The organism is Dolichospermum sp. FACHB-1250 (assembly GCF_014696335.1).
GTDB lineage: Bacteria > Cyanobacteriota > Cyanobacteriia > Cyanobacteriales > Nostocaceae > Dolichospermum > Dolichospermum planctonicum.
On the sequence record NZ_JACJPZ010000011.1, the window covers coordinates 21,457 to 42,935 of the forward strand.

Genomic DNA, 21,479 nt, shown 5'->3' on the forward strand with positions numbered 1-21,479 from the left:
TTCATCGATTTAAATCACACTTTGACTAACTTCTTCCTTTGCGCCTACGATTCGGTATGTCTAAGAGAGATTGTGCAAAACAAAAAAAGTGGTTCATTTACTAGCAAAATCGCCGTATATTACAGCAGTTACTGGTATTATCAATTACAGATATTAATGATAAAACTCTTGTGGTGCGGGCATCTTGCCCGCATAAGTTGTACCTCACTCAAAGCTACTTGCTGTATAAATATCGCTGATAAATATCGCTCTTCTGTGTTAATTGTAAGTTATGTTTATGGCATCAGATCGGACACAACAAAAATCTTTGGGTTTCTACTCCTTTGGGACTTCCTAGGAAACAAAAAAAAGGGCAGGTATCAAACCCACCCTAATTGTAAATTATAGCTGTAATTACAAATTAATTACCAATTATCGGCGCAATCAAAGAAACATTTTGCACAGCTTTTTCTGCTGTCAAAGTAGGAACAGAATCACGTAATCTAGCTGTCAATTGTACAGTTGTAGCGTCGTACATTTGAGTTAACAACTTGGGATAGAAACCAATACCAATAATAGGAATCAACAAACAAGCAATGATAAAGACCTCGCGGGGTTCAGCATCTATTAAAGCTTGGTGAGAAACTAACTCCTCGTTTTCTTGTCCGTAGAAAATTTCGCGCAACATTGAAAGTAGATAAATTGGTGTTAAAATTACACCAACAGCCATCAAGAAAATGACAATAACTTTGAATGTTGGGTTATAAGCATCGCTAGTTGCGAAGCCCACAAATACCATTAATTCCGCTACAAAACCGCTCATTCCTGGTAATGCTAAAGATGCCATGGAACAGGTGGTAAACATAGCGAAAATCTTCCGCATTCTTTTACCCACACCACCCATTTCATCTAACATTAAAGTATGTGTACGATCATAAGTTGCACCGACTAAAAAGAACAAACTTGCCCCAATTAAGCCGTGAGAAACCATTTGTAGAACTGCCCCACTCAAACCCAAATCGGTAAAAGAGGCAATACCAATGAGAACAAAACCCATGTGGGAAATTGAAGAGTAGGCAATTTTCCGTTTTAAGTTCCTTTGAGCAAAGGACGTTAAAGCAGCATAGATGATATTTACTACTCCTAAAACCACTAAAGCCGGTGCAACATAAGCATGAGCATCAGGTAGCATTTGGGCATTCATGCGAATTAGGGCATAACCACCCATTTTTAGCAAAATACCCGCAAGTAGCATATGTACTGGTGCTGTAGCCTCACCATGGGCATCTGGTAGCCAAGTATGCAGGGGAATGATGGGCAACTTCACAGCGTAGGCAATGAGAAAGCCAGCGTATAGTAGAAGTTGTAAATTTAAGCTAAAATCTTTCAACGCGATCGCGGACATATCGAAGGTGACTGTATCACCATAAAATCCCATTGTCAAGGAAGACAACAAAATAAACAGAGACCCACCAGCAGTGTATAGAATAAATTTAGTTGCTGCGTATTGGCGCTTTTTACCTCCCCAAATTGACAGCAAGAAGTATATTGGTACAAGTTCCAATTCCCAGACCAGGAAGAATAACAGCATATCCTGGACTGCGAAAACAGCAATTTGACCGCCATACATAGCCAAAATCAAAAAGAAAAATAATTTTGGCTTGAGTGTCACAGGCCAAGCTGCTAAAATCGCCAGGGTGGTAATAAATCCCGTTAAGAGAATTAGAGGCATAGACAAGCCATCAGCCCCTACAGACCAATTTAACCCCAATTGCGGCACCCAGGGATAACTCTCTACCAATTGCAAATTGGGATTAGAGAAATCGTACCCAGTATAAAAAGCGCAGACAATCAGTACAAAATCTATCAGCCCCACAATCAGGGAATACCAGCGCACCGTTTTGCCGTCTTTATCTGGGATGATAGGAAGTAGTAGTGATGCGGCTATGGGGAATAAAATAATCGTCGTCAGCCACGGAAAATTAGCTATATTCATCACAATCAATCTGCAATTAAAATCATGTTTGGCAAAAAGTCACTAGTTATTAATTAACAGCTTTTTGGCGATTTCCGCTTCATTGTTAGGTTGATTTAATTAAATTGGCAATCTCCATTTTTTTACTCAACAGTCTTTTTTGACAGTTAGGGGTGGTAAATGTTCCTGGGAATACTCCCAGCTAAGTAGGTTGGCGTTAAAAATTGTCGTTATGATAAAGGAACAGGGAACAGGGAATAGGGAACAGGGAACAGGTTTTGGGCAACTTTACTTTTCGTTACTTATGTCGGTTTTTTTCCGTTCACCTACTTATATCAAAAATATACCTTTTAGATGACCCCGTATTAGAATATTTTACTTCGTTTCCATCCAATTATCCCCAGCATGAATATCAACAACCAAGGGAACAGATAAAGAAACAGCATTTTCCATGACCGACTTAATTTGTGGTCGCAATTCTTCCCATTCTTGGGGAGGAATTTCAAAAACTAATTCATCATGAACTTGCAACAACATCCGGGCCTGATATTTTTTTAAAACCTCATGTAATTGCACCATTGCTATTTTGATAATATCCGCACTAGAACCTTGAATTGGTGCGTTAGCAGCAGCACGCAGTAACCCAGCATTGTATGGATCTAAATTCTTTAATTTTTGTAAATTAATATCTTCTAATTTACTGCCTTTTAACTGTTGCAAACTATTATTAGTAAATTCAAAATAACGTCTTCTCCCTAGAATTGTTTCTACATAACCATAAGCAACGGCTTCTTTTTTAACTTTATCTAAATACGCAAAAACATGACCATATCTTTGATTAAATCTCTCAATAAATAATTTTGCATCTACTTGATTTATTCCGGTTTCGCGGGCAAATTTTTGCGCTCCCATGCCATAAATTACACCAAAATTAATCGTCTTCGCAAAACGTCTTTCATCTGCGGAAATATTTTCTTTCTCAAATACTAATTTTGCTGTTACAGTATGAATATCTTCATTTTGCTGATATGCTTGAATTAGTACAGGTTCTTGACTCAAATGAGCTAAAATTCTTAACTCAATTTGGGAATAATCAGCAGCTACCATTAACCAACCTGATTCCGGTAAAAATGCTTTTCTAATTTGTCTACTAAAAGCAGTGCGAATGGGGATATTTTGTAAGTTTGGATGAGAAGAAGATAATCTACCCGTGGAAGTTGCAGTTTGATTAAAATCAGTATGTAATCTTTGGCTTTGAGGATGAACTAAAGCTGGTAAAGCATCTACATAGGTAGACTTTAATTTTGCTAATGTTCGATATTCAATTATCGCTTTTACAAATCCCGTATTATCAACTTCTTGGAGTTTTTCTAAAGTTGCTGCGTCGGTAGAATAACCAGTTTGAATCTTGCGAGAATATTTGGTACTTAAACCTAATTTCTCAAATAGAATCTGACTTAATTGTTTGGGAGAACCTAAATTAAATTTTTCTCCTGCAATTTCAATAGCTGTAATTTCTAACTTTGCTAATTCTGTCTCTAATTGCTGTGAAAGTTCTTGGAGATAGGCTGAATTAATCCTAACTCCTGTATATTCAACTTCTGCTAAAACTGCTTCTAATGGTTGTTCAACTTGCTTAAAAAGTTGATATAAAGCTGGAGTTTCTATTAATTTTTCTTTTAATTTTGGGACTAATTTAAATGTAGAATAAACATCCATACCACAATAATCAGCAACAGCAGAAATACTCATATCAGCGATAGTTTTCCCTTTGGGAACTAGATCTCCATAACTGGTCGCAGTTAATCCTAAATATCGCCAAGATAAGTCAGTTAAATTATGACTACTATCTGGATTAATTACATAACTCGCTAACATCGTATCAAATACCACCCCAGCTAGTTCAATTCCTTGTCCCTGACACCGCAGAATCAAACGATCAAATTTAGCATTTTGTAAAGCTTTAGGATAATCAGGACTTTCTAAAATCGGCCGCAGTGTTGCTAATACTAAATCTCGATTTAAGTTATTCCCAATTTTATGACCAATAGGAATATAAGCGAGTTCATTTACTTCTCTTCCCCAGCAACAACCAATTCCCACTAAATCTGCATCTCGTGGTTCTAATGCGGTAGTTTCTGTATCCCAAGTAACGGGTATTTCTGGATTAGTAAATTTTCTTAAAATTTCTACCAATTCCATTAATTTAGCTTCTGTATCAATAATGCGCGGTTGAATATTTGCAGATGTTTGTTTTTTGGCTTTTACTGTATCTTCAGCACCAAAAAACCAGATATCATCATCGGTTTCTATGACTTCAGATACCTGGTTTTCTAAAATTTCAACTTTTCCTGCAAATTTTTCCTGTCCCCCAAATTTTTGCTGTAAATCATGAATTTGATCTAAAAACTTCTTAAATTCTAATTTCTCTAAAATCGGGATAAGTCGGTTATGGTCAAAACCAGTTAATAGACAATCTTCTAAGTTAATTTCTAAAGGAACATTACAGACTATTTTAGCTAAATAGCGAGATTTTTCTGCGTCTTCTTTACCAGCAGCTAGTTTTTTCTGAGTTGCACCTTTAATATTATCTAAAGCGGCGTAAATTTCCTCAAGGGAATTATAAGTATTTAGTAATTGTACTGCTGTTTTTTCACCAATTCCTTTCACTCCTGGAATATTATCTGATTTATCACCACATAGAGCTTTAAAATCAACAATTTGTGTAGGTAATACCCCTAATTTCTCTTTGACTTCTTCAGCCCTAAATTCCCTAATACTATTTGTAGAACGTTTTAATGCTTCTGGAGTAAAATTTAAAATGGTAATTTCTTTATCAGCATCAATTAATTGAAATAAATCCCTATCCCCGGAAAGTATCTTCACTCGATATCCTGCGGCTGCGGCTTTTTCTGCTAATGTTCCCAATACATCATCCGCTTCATAACCCGGTGCAGTAAGTATAGGTAAATTTAAGCCTTGCAGTAACTCATAAAGATTTTCTAAATCGGGAATAAAGTCTGCTGGTGTTTCTGCCCGTCCAGCTTTATATGTATCCTCTGCTTCATGACGGAAGGTAGGTAAAGCCAAATCAAAGGCTACCGCTAAGGCCTGCGGTTGTTCTGTGTTTAGAACCTCTAATAAAGATTTAAAAAAACCAAAACAAACACTGGTAGGAATACCCGCTTTTGTGCGCAGTCCTCCATCTTTACCTTTAGCAAAAGCGAAGTAGGAACGAAAAGCCAGAGAATGTCCATCTATGAGGATGAATGTGGGCTTGTTGATAATTGGAGAATTAAAAGTCAACTGCTGCTTAACCAAATCAGAAAACTATTATATAGCATTTCTCATGCCATTCAGGCACGGGAATAAGAAAGTTGACCGCAGAACAACAGAAAATTGATGATAGTTCTTCCTCGTCACCTCTATGATAACAAATTTTAAATCAATAAAAATCTATCTAAAGATAGATATTCAAGTCAGTAGTAGGGATGGTACGGTAAAGGAAATAAACTACTGAATTAATACATAGTCATGGTAAATTTATACGAGTATAACGGGTCTATTTATCGCCTCACTACCGCTGTAGCATGGCAACAAGCTCAAGCACAGGCACAGAGTTTAGGGGGAAATCTTGTCACTATCAACAATCAAGCCGAGCAAGAAAGGCTGATTTGTCATCTATCTTTAGATAGATATTTAAATCCTATTGCTATCCAAGCGATTACAAAGTCAGTACAAAGTCAGTACAAAACTATGTCGCAGGTATGATAATTTTCAGAAAATAACCATTCACAATACACAGGTTTATCTCCATGCCAACTTCAACTTTCAGTAACACTAACTTCATCTCTATTCCAAACTACGGGACAAGTAATCCTTATCCTTCAATTATCAATGTTTCCGGAACAAGTGGTAATTTGACTAAGCTAACAGTCACCCTGACCAACCTCAACCATACTTATTCGGGTGACATTGATGTGCTTTTAGTAAGTCCAACGGGCGCGAACAGCATCCTGATGTCTGATGTAGGGGGCAGTAGCGGTTTAGTCAACGTTACTTTGACTTTTGATGCCACTGCCACTTCTGAAGCAGGCATTAGCAGTGGTACTTATCGGCCAACTAATGTTGGTGACTCTGACTCTTTTCCCTCTCCTGCCCCCGGTGGATCTCACAATGCAGACTTTTCTGTCTTTAACGGTACTAACCCCAACGGTGAGTGGCGGCTCTACATATTCGATGATCTCGGTGGTGATGTGGGAAATGTTGCCGGTGGTTGGTCTATCTCAATTGAAACCCTGGAGAGCATCATCAATGGTGATGATAGTAATAACACCCTCAGTGGTGGTGCTGGTAATGACACCCTCAACGGTGGTGCGGGTAATGATACCCTTGATGGTGGTGCAGGTACAGATACCCTAATTGGTGGTACAGGTGATGATATTTACATTGTAGATAGCACCACTGACACCATTACCGAAAATGTCAACGAGGGTACAGATACTATTCAATCTAGTGTCACCTTAACTCTTGCTACCAACGTCGAAAATCTGACCTTAACGGGAACAGCAGTAATTAACGGTATTGGTAACGAACTCAATAACGTCATTACAGGTAACATTGCTAATAATACCCTCAACGGTGGTGCTGGTAATGACACCCTCAATGGTGGTGCTGGTACAGATACCTTAATTGGTGGTTTAGGTGATGATATCTACATTGTTGATAGCACCACTGACATCATTACCGAAAATGTCAATGAGGGTACAGATACTATTCAATCTAGTGTCACTTTGACTCTTGCTACCAACGTTGAAAATCTAACTCTAACGGGAACAGCAGCAATTAACGGTACAGGTAACGAACTCAATAACGTCATTACTGGTAACGCTGGTAATAATACCATATTTGGTGGTGCTGGTAATGATGCCCTAATTGGTGGTATAGGTGATGATATCTACATTGTTGACAGCATCACTGACATCATTACCGAAAATGCCAACGAGGGTACAGATACCATTCAATCTAGTGTCACCTTAACTCTTGCTACCAACGTTGAAAACCTAACTCTGACAGGAACAACAGCCATTAACGGTACGGGTAACGAACTCAATAACGTCATTATGGGTAACAGTGCTAATAATACCCTCAATGGTGGTGCTGGTAACGATACCCTTGATGGTGGTGCAGGTACAGATACCCTAATTGGTGGTACAGGTGATGATATCTACATTATTGATAGCACCACTGACATCATTACCGAAAATGCCAACGAGGGTATAGATACTATTCAATCCAGTGTCACCTACTCTATTGCTGCCAGGACGAACATCGAAAACCTGACCCTAACAGGAACAGCAGTAATTAACGGTACTGGTAACGCAGCTAATAACGTCATTACAGGTAACAGTGCTAATAATACCCTCAATGCTGCGGCTGGTAACGATACCCTTGATGGTGGTGCTGGTACAGATGCCCTAATTGGTGGTACAGGTGATGATATCTACATTATTGATAGCACCACTGACATCATTACCGAAAATGCCAACGAGGGTATAGATACTATTCAATCCAGTGTCACCTACTCTATTGCTGCCAGGACGAACATCGAAAACCTGACCCTAACAGGAACAGCAGTAATTAACGGTACTGGTAACGCAGCTAATAACGTCATTACAGGTAACAGTGCTAATAATACCCTCAATGGTGCGGCTGGTAACGATACCCTTGATGGTGGTGCTGGTAACGATGCCCTAATTGGTGGTACAGGTAATGATATCTACATTGTAGATAGCACCACTGACACCATTACAGAACTTGCCAGCGGTGGTACAGATACTACTCAATCTAGTGTCACTTTGACTCTTGCTACCAACGTCGAAAATCTGACACTGACAGGAACAGCAGCAATTAACGGTACTGGTAACGCTGCTAATAACGTCATCACAGGTAACACTGCTAATAACATCCTTGATGGTGGTGCTGGCAATGATACCTTAATTGGTGGTTTAGGTGATGATATCTATATTGTTGATAGCACCACTGATACCATTACCGAAAATGCCAACGAAGGTATAGATACTATTCAATCTAGTGTTACTTACACTCTTGCTACCAACTTCGAAAACCTGACCCTGACCGGAACAACAGCAATTAACGGTACTGGTAACGCAGCTAATAACGTCATCACAGGTAACACTGCTAATAACATCCTTGATGGTGGTGCTGGCAATGATACCTTAATTGGTGGTTTAGGTGATGATATCTATATTGTTGATAGCGCCACTGAAATCATTACCGAAAATGCCAACGAAGGTATAGATACTATTCAATCTAGTGTTACTTACACTCTTGCTACCAACGTCGAAAACCTGACCCTGACCGGAACAACAGCAATTAACGGTACTGGTAACGGAGATAATAACGTCATCACAGGTAACGCTGGTAATAACACCCTTGATGGTAGTGCAGGTACAGATACCTTAATTGGTGGTTTAGGGGATGATGTTTACTATGTTGATGATAGCAATGACAGCATTACCGAAGATGTCGCCGCAGGTATAGATATAGTTTACACTATCATTGACTATGCTTTGTCTGAAAATATCGAAAACCTGACCCTGACCGGAACGGCCACCAACGGAACTGGTAACGAACTCAATAACATCATCACAGGTAACGAACTCAATAATGTCCTTGATGGTAGCGGTGGTATAGATACCTTAATTGGTGGTTTAGGTGATGATAACTACGTTGTTGATAATACCAATGACATCATTACTGAAAATGCCAACGAAGGCATGGATACGGTTTACACTAGCATAAACTATGCTTTGTCTGGAAATATTGAAAACCTGACCCTGACCGGAACGGCCACCAACGGAACTGGTAACGAACTCAATAACGTCATCACAGGTAACGAACTCAATAATGTCTTTGACGGTAGCGGTGGTATTGATACGCTGATTGGTGGTTTAGGTAATGATAACTACGTTGTTGATAATACCAATGACATCATTACGGAGTATCTGGAAGAGGGTACAGATACAATTCAATCTAGTGTTACTTACACTCTTGCTACCAACGTTGAAAACCTGACCCTGACAGGAACAACAGCAATTAATGGTACTGGTAACGCTGCTAATAACGTCATCAGAGGTAATGCTGCTAATAACATCCTTGATGGTGGTTCTGGCAATGATACCTTAATTGGTGGTTTAGGTGATGATATTTACGTTGTTGATAGCATCACTGATACCATTACAGAACTTGCCAGCGGTGGTACAGATACTATTCAATCTAGTGTCACTTTGACTCTTGCTACCAACGTCGAAAATCTGACACTGACAGGAACAGCAGCAATTAACGGTACTGGTAACGCAGCTAATAACGTCATCACAGGTAACACTGCTAATAACATCCTTGATGGTGGTGCGGGTACAGATACCCTAATTGGTGGTATAGGTGATGATATTTACATTATAAATAGTACCATTGATACTATTACCGAAAATGCCAACGAAGGTATAGATACCATTCAATCTAGTGTTACTTACACTCTTGCTACCAACGTTGAAAACCTGACCCTGACAGGAACAACAGCAATTAATGGTACTGGTAACGCAGATAATAACGTCATCACAGGTAATGCTGGTAATAACATCCTTGACGGTGGTTCTGGTAACGATACCCTAATTGGTGGTACAGGTAATGATATCTACATTGTAGATAGCACCACTGACACCATTACCGAAAATGCCAACGAGGGTACAGACACCATTCAATCTAGTGTTACTTACACTATTTTGGCTGCTAACGTTGAAAACCTGACATTAACAGGAACAGGTGCGATTAACGGTACTGGTAACGCTGCTAATAATGTCATCACTGGTAACGGTGCTAATAACACCCTTGATGGTGGTGCGGGTAATGACATCCTCACCGGAGGGCTGGGAAAAGATACTCTAACTGGAAGGCTGGGAGTAGACCGTTTTGACTACCGCACTTTAGCTAATTCCGCCTTGGGTATCTTTGATGTCATTACCGACTTCAATGCTACTACTGGCAATGATTTATTCCTCGTTACCACTGCCCGCAGCGGGTTCAATAATGTTACCACACCTGTGGCAACACTTGATACAGCAGGCATTACCGCTAGGTTAACTAATACTGTGTTTGCAGCTAACTCTGCGGCTCAATTTACCTTTGGTAGTCGTACTTTTGTCGCTATTAATGACGCTACCGCAGGATTTAGTGCCACTACGGATGCCATCATTGAGGTGACAGGTTTAACTGGTACTTTAGAAATCAGTAACTTTACTACTACTTTAGTGTAGTTTCTGGTATCATGTAGATGAAGGACGTTGTAGAGATGTTTCATGAAACGTCTCTACATCATCAAATTATCCTGTGATTGATGCGATATGATCAAGATTCAATTATTAATAACGGCACATTAGACAATTTAAACGATTTGATAATATGGTGCGTTACTAGTCGCTAACACATCCTACGTATCTAATTATAAATGGATAATATGGTGCGTTACGCTGTCGCTAACACACCCTACGTATCTAATTATAGAGTTTAATAATATGGTGCGTTACGCTTACGAAAAACTCTTTACATACCATAAGTTACTCTATTTGTCAATAGTATATTTGTTCTAATGGTCAAAGTACATTATTTGCTGAATAATTTTTCCCCAATTTACTCTTTTAAACCACTGCTAATTTGTAAAGTTTTGTATTTTTTTCAAAATTGATCTCTGAAACGACTATAAATAAAGACTTTTACAGATCATCTTTTCAGCAGGGTGCAAAATTGACAATATTAGCCCAATTATGAAATTCTCAATAATTCTAGCAAATCGCCGAAAGTATTGCAAGCTCGTTGCTAAATAAAAATAATTCTCAATTAATTGTTAAGAAAATCTAAAGTTGAATTTTCCTAAGTTATGAATATTAAAAGTATTATTGGATTTATATAAGTTTTAATTATGCTGTTAAATTTTGTGATAACTTCCGTACCATTGAGCAATTATGGGTAAAATACGACGGGGTACAGTTTGGTTTTCTGTTTTCATTGAAATTATTGCTAAAGACTTAAATTTATGTACAAAGCATCTGCTGGAGTAAATGATATTAAACTATTAGTTCTAGACATAGATGGGACAATTACCGGACATTCTAATACTCTCAGCGTTACCGTCAAAGAAGTTATTGCTGCGGTACAAGCTAAAGGAATTAAGGTCGCTATCGCTACTGGCAGGATGTATTGTTCAGCTTTGCGATTTCACCGGGAAATTGGCTCTACACTGCCATTAATAGCCTATCAAGGTGCTTGGATTCAAGATCCGGGTAATGACCAAATTCACCGTCATTTACCTGTATCTAGGGAAATTACCCAACAACTACTAGAATACTTTGAACAGCCGGATTTGCGATCGCTCCTTTCGGTCCATTTTTACATTAATGACCAACTTTATGTGCGAGAAATCACCAAAGAAACAGATAATTATCAACAGCGTTGTGGTGTAACTGCTATTCCCGTCGGTGATTTAGGTCAATTATTAGATCATGAACCCACTAAGATACTAGCTTTGTCTGAGGACGCAAATTTAACTCAACAACTTTTAGCTGATTTACGCCTTAGATACAAACCCACAGATTTGTATATGACAACATCCGTCCCCACTTTTCTAGAAGCTGCGAATACTCATGTTAATAAAGGTAATGCTGTCCGTTATCTAGCGGAAGAAATGCTAGGTTTAGAAAGTCATCATGTCATGACTATCGGTGATAATTTCAATGATGTAGAAATGCTCAGTTATGCCGGTATTAGTGTGGCCATGGGTAACGCACCGCCAGAAGTGCAAGCGATCGCTAATTGGGTAGCACCTAGTATAGAATTAGACGGTGCAGCAATAGCAATAGAAAAATTCTTGCTTTCTTAGAAAGGATAAACACAAAAAAGACACCGACGACTGGCCGTGTTTCGTCTCGGTGTCCTTTTTGGTTCGCTCCTCACACGATTAACATTGTAGTTAAAGATATGTATTTTGTCAATAGATTTTCGAGAAGTTTTTGTAAATATAAATTAGAGTTCTATCGGTGCAACTACCCCCAACTTGTCTTCTAACACGGATCTAAAAACCAACTGAGTTGCTACCAATAGTCCTAACCTAGCTTGGGCTAATTCTGGAGTCTGAATTTTTACTTCTCCCCAAATACGACAACTACCCCAGAACTTCTCAAAAGCTTGACTCAACTTCCCAGCGGCTGTTTCCCAGTTCAGAGAACTACTATGACTACAAACTAAATCATCTACTAATTTTACTAATTGGTGCATCAGTAACATCTCATCAACGTGATTAAGCAGAAGTTTTTGATCACCATTAAGTAAAGGTATCGGTTTCACAGAAAAATAACTTTTAGTACCTATTCTATCAAGTGCAATTAATCCATCTTTCTCTGCTAATCGTAATAAAGAACAACAGCGGGAATGGGCGTATTGAATTTTAAAAATTGTTAATGAATGTAATGAAATTTGTGATTGATGATTAGTGACTGGTAATTGGTAATTCAGAAAATTATTTATCAAGTCTTCATTTTCTGGAAAAACTATCAAATTTTGTAACCAAGCTGCTAAGGTAGAGTCAATGAGTTCTAAATAAATCCAACCAGGAGGAATTACCTTAACGCTAAATAAACTATCACTATTTCTGGATAAATGCCCAGCCATAGCCTGAGCAATTTCCATCGCGGGTAAATTCTGAGATTTTGATATCCCCATGGCCACGCCAGAGATATATAGAATTTTTTGATTATATCCTCCTTGATAGAGAGGAACTTTTCTACTTTCTATGCCTGTAATTCCCCTATCATTGGTAAAAACACTGAAGCAAGAGGCCAGATAACCGCTTATTAGCTGCTTAATAGCTTGATTTTTACTAAAAAGTAGTTGAGGATACACGTATTCCTTGTAAAAAATTTATGAGGTGCATCATTTTATCCTGTTCCATCTACCTTCAGATAGAAGTTTACTCTATGTACATAAAAATAAGAGTAGGATAAAATTTGATGAATTAATGTATAAAAGATGGGTAAAGTTTAGTACCCTCGTTGTACAGTAGGAAGTATAAGAAAAAATAGAGAGCTAAATTGCTTTCTATCTTATTGGAAGACTAGCGCTATTAAGCGTTAACTCTACCCCGTTCACACAAAGACACTCCTTGCACTGTTCTGATCACGTCTTTGTTTTTTAGCCAAACGCTCTGTGTTACTTATGCAATCTCAATCTTCCTTTTCCGAAGCTTCACGTCCCTTCTTAACTTGGCAACGTATTCTTGACTGGGCCCAAGAACACTACCGCTGCCGCACCTTCAGTAAAGATGAGCGCATTCCAGCCAGACCTGGTTTGCTCTATTTAGTGCAAAGGGGTGCTATCCGCATGGTAGGAACTGCCCAAGTGGGTGCTACCGCTAGTCAGTTAACATCCAGAAGAATTAACAGAACTCCAGAAGAAGCCTTCTTGGGCTTTGTAGGGGCAGGACAACCCTTTGAAATTGTTGCCCAGTCCCCATTTACACTCCAGTCCTTTGCCCACGTTGACCAAACTGCGGTACTGTGGATGTACTGGCATGATCTAGACAACTGGCCTCACTTCCGTCGTGAAGTTATGGATGCTTTTAGATATCAGCATCAGCGCAAGTTACTCTGGTTAAGTGCTTTAGGACAAAGACGTACAATTGACCGTCTCTTAGGATTTCTCACCTTACTGATTGAGGAATATGGCGAGCCTTCCATGAGCGAAACTGATCCTGATGTAATTCGTGGTTATTGCTTACCCTTCCCCCTCACTCATGCCCAAATTGGCAGCGCCATTGGTTCAACCCGTGTAACTGTCACTCGTTTAATGGGTAAATTACGTCAACGCGGCTTAATTCTGGCCCAAGGGGATAATTTAATTTGCCTACCCGCAGATGCTATCAATAGACCAGCTAATAATGGGTAGTTCAAATCTCGAAAGAGCAGCTTGATCAATGTTACCTGAGAGCTTGCCACTCTCGGACACACCAATAGCAGGTATCAGTGGATTTTGATAAACCAACTTTGGGTAATTAGTTCCTGAGCCTGCTCCTCATTTTCACCGCAGATTGGTAACATTGATCAGTTAAAAATTGGCCAAGTATTGAGTTTAAATAACAAAAATATTCCTATAGAGTTGAAATGCTCAATAGCTGATAATGGGTTTTTCCCCCAGTGTTTCTATTTTTCCAGCACCGGCTCAAAGTCGTACCCAGTCCGAGAGCGATTACCACGGACAATTTTCACTAGTTGGACTGGGGTATTTCGATCTCCCGACGGTAAAAAACGAATGGAACCGGCAGCACCACTGGTGGAAAAGTCTGATGAAAGTAGTGTTTTTTGAATTGCAGAACGACTGGGATTAGTTGCTAACGCAGCGATAAAGGCTTTTGTAGCATCATAAGCGGTTGCTGTACGCCAATTTACATCACTACCCCATAACTTTCTAGATTGGGCTGGAAATGGGGAATTAGGATTGCCATGAATATGCCAAGGAACGGCCACTACCATGGCTAATGCTTGCTCTGTGGCAATTTCTAAAGTTTTGAGGCTATAAACATCATCACCACCGAGTAAAATCAGACGTTTTCGATTTACTTGCACTACTTGTAATGCTTTATCTAGGGTTTCACCATTAGGAGCTAACATTAAAACTTCCGCACCTTGTTTAAATGCTTTCTCGATGCTAGATGAAGGGCTAAAATCAGCCTTAGATAAATCAAACTCACCTGATATTTCTCCACCCTCCAAAGAAACAGAGGAAACAAACTCAGATTTTAATGACTGACTGTAGTTGCTTTGAGCATTATAAAAAACTGCTGCATTTTTTTTCCCCAAAGTTTTCACCATATAATTAGCTAAAGCTCTGGCCGCGACAAAATCACTAGTTAATGTGCGAAAAACGTAGGGACTAAAATTGGAAATTTTTACAGAACTACTAGTAGGGGAAATAGCTACTAGTTTTCCATCATCATAAACCTTCCCGGCGGCCAATGTTGCGTCACTGCTATAATGTCCAATTACTCCTAAAACTTCGGGGTTTTCTACCAAAGCTGCGGCTACCTGTTGACATATTTTCTGATCATCGTCATCATTAGCTATACCTACTTTTAACGGTACTCCCTTTACTCCCCCAGCAGTATTAATTTCATTTTGAGCTTGTGCAACACCACGCAATATTTCTAATGCCGTATTCGGGTCATTACCAATAGGTGTAGAGACAACAAGGGTATAGCTTTTACCAGAACCAATGCGGGCATTATGCAGATAAATCAGTGCCTCTGGGTCATTGGGTTTGATTTTTAGAGATGATGTTAAATTAGTGATTGCTTGCTGATAATTTTTATCAAAAATAGCCTTAGCAGCATCTTTTTTGTCTGGTAAAATATCATCAGAAATTAAAATTTTTTCTCCAAAACTAATTCGTTGTGCAATTGATTGATTTCGGTCTTTCCATTGATGAGAATTCAGCTTATTTTCACTATTTATTGCTAAATTATCAGAGGATTTCGGATTAGTAACAATAATGAAAAAACACCAATAACCAAACCCCAAAAGTAGGGGTATGAAAATAATAGGGAGTATTTTGCCTTTCCATTTCATAAGTTTTTTCTGATGGTGGTCAACTGGACTGTATTTAAACTGTATTAAATTTGGATAATTATAGCGGGCAAGATTTGGATAATTATAGCCGGCAAGATTTGGATAATTATAGCGGGCAAGATTTGGATAATTATAGCCGGCAAGATTTGGATAATTATAGCGGGCAAGATGCCCGCACCACAAGATTTAGGGTCGGGTATAAAGGTCATTTGATTTTTACAAACCCAGCTTTTTCAATCAGTTCTTGACCTTGAGATGTTAATAACCAATTTGCATAAGCTTCTCCAGCTTGTTGATCTGATTGACCATTTTGTTTGATAATCACAAATAAGTTGCGGGTGATTGGGTAATTTCCATTGCGAAAATTCTCAGTGTTCAACTGGTTACGCTGATTTAGACATTGAGACTGAGCTATTTCTGGTTGTTGATAAGGTGTGACAAATTGCCCGTTTGTTCGTCCAATTGGTAGGGATTTAATGGTACATTGCGGGACGATTTCAGGAGCGGAACCGTAATAAATTCCCCCCGGAGTATTGGCTATTTTTCTCAGGGCTTCTGTGGTTGTAGGAATGTAATTAACATTGTTACCAAATTTATCTTTATTAAGAACATATTCAATAAAAAAATCCACTGTACCACCAGCTTCTTGACTGCGGGATAAGGGAATAATAGGTAAATTTGCACCACCTAATTTTTGCCAGTTAGTAACTTTACCAGTGTAAATATCTTTAATCTGGGCAGTGGTTAATCCGGGGATATTTAAGTTATGATTAACTGCGATCGCAATAGCATCAATTGCTACGATAATTTCTTTTAACCTGAATCCTTTTTGTTGCGCTTGGCTGGTTTCTTCTAATTTAATGGAGCGGGAAGATTGAATAAAAGCTAGTTGATTATCTATCAACATTTGAATCCCAGTTCCCGAACCTGGGTCTTTAAAAAGTGGTTGTATGTAACGTAAAACAAACTGAGGACAAATTTTTTGTAGTACAGAATCTACGTCTTTACGAAGAGTAGCCCAGGTGGTACTACCACCATAACTAAAAATCCCTTGGGGAAGATTAGAGACGTTGCAACTAGTTACTGAACTGGGAGAAGTAGATGTTATCTCGGAACTAATTATAAAAATGATAAACGATGAACCAACCAACATTAAACTAATGGTAGCAATCAAATATAGAAGCAGGGGAAGAGTTTCTTTTTTGGGAGACATAAGTTTGTGGTTTTGGGGTTAAGGATATTTTTTCTAAAGCAGGGAAGATAATAGTTTATAAATGAGCTTAAATAAGGTTGTTGATATCATTGAAATTAACGCCGCAGCCACAGCTAAAATAATTATTTGCTCAATGCCAATATCACCTCGTAAATAAGGGATAAAAAATATAATTGTCAAACTGATTGCGGGGATAATTAGCAAATCAAATTTTTCCAGCCAGCGTCTAGTTTGAGCGAAAATTAAACCACTCAAAATCACAATAGAAATTAGAAAAGTGATGATAATATTTTTGGATAAACTGAAAAAAGCGATCGCAATTAATGCCCCTTCAAACCCACTAAAAGCAGCCCCAGATAATAATTCCCAAATAGTAAAAGTTGGTTGATTTGATACTTGAGGCTGAATTGGTTGTGGGTGAGGTGGTTGAGTTGGGAATTGTGATGATGTTGTTGGTGCAACCGAAGGAGGAAAAAGAGCCTCTAGCACCGCCTGTGCTGACTGAAAACGCTCACTAGCAGCAGGTAGGAGCATTTTATCTAAAATATCTGCCAGTCGCGGTTTCAGGGTGATTTGCGCCCGCCATTGCCATTGATTTGTATAAGCGTTAAATAGCTTACTCCTTTCTTGACCTGTCAGTAACGTTAATAGAGTAACAGCTAAGGCATACAAATCCGTAGATGGAAATACTTGACTACTGTTCATTTGTTCTGGAGGTGCAAATCCTAAAGAATAAATGCCTGTAGAACTAGGGGACGCATTAGCAATTAATTTAACTGCACCGAAATCTAGCAAAAAGAGCTTACCATCACGACAACGCATAATATTGGAAGGTTTAATATCTCTATGGATAATATTTCTGTCATGAATAAACTGGAGAACTGGGAGAATTTCTTTGAGTATTTCCATAACTTTTTGTTCAGAAAAATTACCCTGTTGAATTAATTCTTCCTCTAAAGTTTGTCCATGAATATATTGCTGAACTAAATAAAAAAACTGCTGCGGTTTATTTATTTGTAAGCTTTGTAAACTAGGAACTGTAATCGTAAAAAAAGCAAATAAATTAGGTATTTGCGGATGTTCATTACCTATTGCTTCTAAAACTTCTGCTTCTTGTGCAAAGAGAATTTTGGCTTTTTCTAAGGCTTCTTCTGTTAAATTAATGCTGGGCTGAAATTGTTTAATCACACATTGACGCAAACTGGGAGTATCGCGGTCAATTGCTAAAAAAGCCGCACCAAAACCCCCCTGACCCAAAAGTTTAATTGGCAAATATCGGTCACGTAAAATCAGCGGCATACCGCAGGTAATACAATATTTCTGTTGTACTGTTTTTAAGGTGTGAATATCATCTAAATCAGTAAAGTGATTTTCGGGACGTTGACAGTGGGGACGAGTGCAGTGGACTTGCATATTATCTTTAGTCAGTGGTGATTAAGCTGTTACGCATTTAAACTGGATAATTACTGTAATTTAGGTATTTATGCAGTATCAAATTAATAAATTAAGTCCGATTTAGTCCAGTAGTCATTAGCAATTAATCTAATGATACTGGAATCTTTTAACTGCCATCAGTAGGGTTTGGTGCCGCTAGGTCTAATGTATTTACGACTAGATCCATTTGTGTTAACTTTAACATATCCTGAATCCAAACTGGGTTAGCAAATTCAGGTAATATCTCCTGACTAAAAGCCTCTGCTGCTTTGGATCTATAACGGCTAGGGTTAAATATTAACCAAAGTGTACGCTTGACTACAACGTCCTGGATTGGTGCATGATGGAGAACACCCATTTGTAATTCTTTAGCAATGGCAGAAGTAGAGACAAAGGCAGCACCTAAGCCAGACTGGACGGCATTTTTAATCGCTTCTATGGAATTAAGTTCCATTTCCAACTTAAACCGCCTGGTGTCAATATTACAACGTGCCAGCACCTGGTCAATAACTTTGCGGATGGTTGATTGGGAGTCGAGAGCAATGAATTGTAGTTTATATAGGTCTTCTTTTTGGATTGTTTCTAATTTAGCAAAGGGATGGGACGTGGGTAAAATGAGTGCCAATTCATCCTCAGCATAAGGAATAGTTTTTAAAGACTCCCCCAATTCAGCGGGAATTTCCCCACCAATGATCGCCAGATCAATCTGGCCATTGGCAACACTCCAAGCGGTGCGTCTGGTAGAATGGACGTGCAATTGCACAGCCACATCTGGATACTTTTGTCGGAATAAGCCGATCATTTTCGGTAAAAGATAAGTACCAGTGGTTTGGGACGCGCCGACAATTAATGTACCACCTTGAAGATTTTGCAAGTCCTCAATAGCGCGGCAGGTTTCCTGACATAAACTGAGGATTTTTTCCCCATAACTCAGGAGTAGATGTCCCGCCTCTGTTAATTGAGCGCGACGGCCTCCCCTGTCAAATATGGGAACATCCAATTGCCTTTCCAGGTTTTGAACTTGCAAACTGACAGCCGGTTGGGAGACATAAAGACTATCAGCAGCCCGTTTAAAACTCCCTTCTTGGGCGATAGCTTTGAGAATACGTAACTGATCTAATGTAAAAGGAAGGTCAGACATAAGGCTTAACCCAGAAATTTGGATGTATGAGTAGCTGGAAAAATAAATCGGGGTGAGTAGCTTTGCGACTAGTCATAATTTAGGCAATAGTTAAATTTAAAGAACTAACTAAAACACTTACCACAACATATTGACAGAAATCCTGTCGTGTATAATCTGTTAAAATTCAAGATGTTTACCCAATGTTTACCCATAAATAGTAACTTCTTTCGTTTTTGAGAATCTTAAATTGAGTTTTATCTATCATGCCCAATTCTTGGTTTACTCCCAGTCATTTTGTCATACTGGGGTTACAATTAGTTTTTGCAATTGCCCATAGTGGAGGTGCTGCTATGCGTCCTTGGGCTGAAAAATACATTGGACCGCGGCTTTATCGCATTTTATTCGCATTAATCAGCTTACCCTTAGCCGTGCTATTAATTGTTTACTTTTTTAATCATCGTTATGATGGATGGCAACTTTGGCAGGTGCAAGGTATTCCGGGGGTAGGAACATTAGTTTGGATATTATCTGCTGTATCTTTTTTGTTTTTATATCCGGCTACCTTCAATTTACTAGAAATTGCCGCTATTCAAAAGCCCCAAGTTCATCTTTATGAAACCGGGATTATCCGTATTACCCGTCACCCGCAAATGGTGGGACAGGTAATTTGGTGTGTAGCCCATACTCTCTGGTTAGGTACTAGCTTCACTCTTGTTACTTCAATAGGTCTGATACTACATCACCTTTTTGGAGTATGGCATGGAGATCGGCGTTTAAGTCAACGCTATGGAGAAGCTTTTGCACTTCTCAAGCAGCGGACTTCTATTATTCCCTTTCAAGCAATTATTGATGGCCGTCAATCTTTAAACTGGCAGGAATTTCTGCGTCCTGCTTATTTAGGAGTTGCCATTTTTACTGGTTTATTATGGTGGTCTCACCCCTTGTTATTCGTGGCAACAAGTAGGATAATGTGGTAGTTTCGTCTGATCCCCAAGATTAACAAAAAATATAAATTTAATAAAATTTTGTGATCATCACTTGCTACCAAAACAATGTAGGATAAATTTCAGCATCTATCATGAGACTGTTTTTCACTAAGGTGGAAAAAAGGATTTGTTCCTCAGTCTCAGGCAGAATTTATCCCCGTAAACAATAAGTAGCTTTCTACCTTGGTAAAAACGGGAAATAAACAGCAATGTATGAACTACAGCAATATACGCTATCAGCATTGTCAAAGTCTTATAAGGCAGTAGTAGTCAATAGCAATCAGGATTTGAACATTGAGAACAGCCAGCGCGACATTCACGGTGGTTTATTTGTTCACAGAAAAATCTAAAAATCAGATGTTCTTTTAATGACTTACCAATTGCTGCTACTGACCATTGTTTTTGTTTTCATATAAAAACCTTATATTCCAAGAGGCATCATGGTGTTTTCGGTCAGTGAACGGACATTTAATCAAGAAGTTTTGGCATCTCCAGTTCCCGTTTTAGTTTATTTTGAAGCGCCCTGGTGCGCTCTATGTCGCGTTATTCACCCGCTTTTATTGCAATTTCAAACCCAATGTGGTGATGAAATTAAGTTGGCCGGAGTCAACGCTGATCAAAATTTCAAGTTGTCTAATACCTATCGCCTCAAATCCCTACCGACTTTACTGCTAATTGAAAAAGGAATAGTCAAGCAACGCTTAGAAGGTTTTTGTGGTAGAGACGATTTACGTCAAGCCTTAGAAGCAATTCAACTTACTTACAAAATCACTAATAAAACTGACACTGGCATAAAAACAGCCGAATTAAAATACAACGATGTACAATTAAGTGCAATTAAAAAGTAAGTGACAAAAGACAAAAAGCAGAAGTTTTTAGAAATTTTATAGCCCCAAGGCTGACTGTTAGGCTATTTTAGAGGCGTAAGCATTACAGTAGGCTCAGTAAGCTATTTTAATTGATTTGGTGCTTGGTGAGTCCCAAATCTAAAACCATGCTTAACACCCCACTCAAAGGGTATCAGGTGGGGTATTTTATCCTCAAGGGTCTATGTCACAATTACTAACAGTTCTGATTC

13 protein-coding genes are annotated in these 21,479 nt (G+C 38.7%); 6 read left to right on the plus strand and 7 right to left on the minus strand.

Features of this window, described 5'->3' with window-relative positions; genetic code table 11:
- Nucleotides 1-400: 400 nt before the first annotated feature.
- Nucleotides 401-1,969, minus strand: a complete 1,569-nt coding sequence (locus H6F39_RS05650) for an NAD(P)H-quinone oxidoreductase subunit 4 (protein ID WP_190371574.1) — start codon at nt 1,967-1,969, stop codon at nt 401-403.
- Between the two features lie 360 nt (nt 1,970-2,329).
- Complete coding sequence (gene polA, locus H6F39_RS05655) at nt 2,330-5,260, minus strand: DNA polymerase I (RefSeq protein WP_190396360.1); 2,931 nt, start codon at nt 5,258-5,260, stop codon at nt 2,330-2,332.
- Nucleotides 5,261-5,488: 228 nt separating this feature from the next.
- Here polA and H6F39_RS05660 point away from each other — a divergent pair, with 228 nt between their 5' ends.
- The 3 genes from H6F39_RS05660 to H6F39_RS05670 all read left to right on the plus strand — a co-directional run bounded on the left by H6F39_RS05660 (nt 5,489) and on the right by H6F39_RS05670 (nt 11,909).
- A complete protein-coding gene (locus H6F39_RS05660) occupies nt 5,489-5,725 on the plus strand; it encodes a hypothetical protein (protein ID WP_190371557.1) in 237 nt (78 codons plus the stop codon).
- Nucleotides 5,726-5,769: 44 nt separating this feature from the next.
- The gene (locus H6F39_RS20575) at nt 5,770-10,290 is read left to right on the plus strand and encodes a calcium-binding protein (protein WP_190396361.1); all 4,521 of its coding nucleotides are present in this window, start codon (nt 5,770-5,772) and stop codon (nt 10,288-10,290) included.
- 776 nt (nt 10,291-11,066) lie between these two features.
- Complete coding sequence (locus tag H6F39_RS05670; protein WP_190396362.1) at nt 11,067-11,909, plus strand: Cof-type HAD-IIB family hydrolase; 843 nt, start codon at nt 11,067-11,069, stop codon at nt 11,907-11,909.
- A gap of 143 nt (nt 11,910-12,052) precedes the next feature.
- Here the strand turns inward: H6F39_RS05670 and H6F39_RS05675 are convergent, their stop codons facing one another.
- Nucleotides 12,053-12,928: a DALR anticodon-binding domain-containing protein gene (locus tag H6F39_RS05675; RefSeq protein ID WP_137908569.1), complete on the minus strand. Its 876-nt coding sequence runs from the start codon at nt 12,926-12,928 to the stop codon at nt 12,053-12,055.
- Nucleotides 12,929-13,240: 312 nt separating this feature from the next.
- Between H6F39_RS05675 and H6F39_RS05680 the strand changes: the two genes are divergently transcribed.
- Nucleotides 13,241-13,969 (plus strand): Crp/Fnr family transcriptional regulator, encoded by a 729-nt coding sequence (locus H6F39_RS05680; RefSeq protein ID WP_028082691.1) that lies wholly within the window; start codon nt 13,241-13,243, stop codon nt 13,967-13,969.
- 254 nt (nt 13,970-14,223) lie between these two features.
- On the opposite strand, the gene H6F39_RS05685 is transcribed toward H6F39_RS05680, so the two are convergent.
- The 4 genes from H6F39_RS05685 to H6F39_RS05700 form a co-directional block, all read right to left on the minus strand.
- Nucleotides 14,224-15,645: an ABC transporter substrate-binding protein gene (locus H6F39_RS05685; protein WP_137908568.1), complete on the minus strand. Its 1,422-nt coding sequence runs from the start codon at nt 15,643-15,645 to the stop codon at nt 14,224-14,226.
- Between the two features lie 205 nt (nt 15,646-15,850).
- Nucleotides 15,851-16,858 carry a PstS family phosphate ABC transporter substrate-binding protein gene (locus tag H6F39_RS05690; protein WP_190396363.1) on the minus strand — a complete coding sequence of 336 codons (1,008 nt, stop codon included), beginning with the start codon at nt 16,856-16,858 and terminating at the stop codon, nt 15,851-15,853.
- Nucleotides 16,859-16,891: 33 nt separating this feature from the next.
- On the minus strand, nt 16,892-18,271 hold the full coding sequence (locus tag H6F39_RS05695) for a serine/threonine-protein kinase (RefSeq protein ID WP_137908566.1): 1,380 nt from the start codon (nt 18,269-18,271) through the stop codon (nt 16,892-16,894).
- Between the two features lie 148 nt (nt 18,272-18,419).
- Nucleotides 18,420-19,433 carry a LysR family transcriptional regulator gene (locus tag H6F39_RS05700; protein ID WP_137908565.1) on the minus strand — a complete coding sequence of 338 codons (1,014 nt, stop codon included), beginning with the start codon at nt 19,431-19,433 and terminating at the stop codon, nt 18,420-18,422.
- A gap of 242 nt (nt 19,434-19,675) precedes the next feature.
- Between H6F39_RS05700 and H6F39_RS05705 the strand changes: the two genes are divergently transcribed.
- Both H6F39_RS05705 and H6F39_RS05710 read left to right on the plus strand, forming a co-directional pair.
- On the plus strand, nt 19,676-20,392 hold the full coding sequence (locus tag H6F39_RS05705) for an NnrU family protein (RefSeq protein ID WP_190371573.1): 717 nt from the start codon (nt 19,676-19,678) through the stop codon (nt 20,390-20,392).
- A gap of 449 nt (nt 20,393-20,841) precedes the next feature.
- A complete protein-coding gene (locus H6F39_RS05710) occupies nt 20,842-21,249 on the plus strand; it encodes a co-chaperone YbbN (RefSeq protein ID WP_137908563.1) in 408 nt (135 codons plus the stop codon).
- The last annotated feature ends 230 nt before the right edge of the window (nt 21,250-21,479 follow it).

Excerpts from the sequence above, each read along its gene's own strand:
- H6F39_RS05660 (WP_190371557.1), top strand. The coding sequence starts at position 5,489 with ATGGTAAATTTATACGAGTATAACGGGTCTATTTATCGCCTCACTACC.
- H6F39_RS20575 (WP_190396361.1), top strand. The coding sequence starts at position 5,770 with ATGCCAACTTCAACTTTCAGTAACACTAACTTCATCTCTATTCCAAAC.
- H6F39_RS05670 (WP_190396362.1), top strand. The coding sequence starts at position 11,067 with ATGTACAAAGCATCTGCTGGAGTAAATGATATTAAACTATTAGTTCTA.
- H6F39_RS05680 (WP_028082691.1), top strand. The coding sequence starts at position 13,241 with ATGCAATCTCAATCTTCCTTTTCCGAAGCTTCACGTCCCTTCTTAACT.
- H6F39_RS05685 (WP_137908568.1), bottom strand. The coding sequence starts at position 15,645 with ATGAAATGGAAAGGCAAAATACTCCCTATTATTTTCATACCCCTACTT.
- H6F39_RS05690 (WP_190396363.1), bottom strand. The coding sequence starts at position 16,858 with ATGTCTCCCAAAAAAGAAACTCTTCCCCTGCTTCTATATTTGATTGCT.
- H6F39_RS05695 (WP_137908566.1), bottom strand. The coding sequence starts at position 18,271 with ATGCAAGTCCACTGCACTCGTCCCCACTGTCAACGTCCCGAAAATCAC.
- H6F39_RS05700 (WP_137908565.1), bottom strand. The coding sequence starts at position 19,433 with ATGTCTGACCTTCCTTTTACATTAGATCAGTTACGTATTCTCAAAGCT.
- H6F39_RS05710 (WP_137908563.1), top strand. The coding sequence starts at position 20,842 with ATGGTGTTTTCGGTCAGTGAACGGACATTTAATCAAGAAGTTTTGGCA.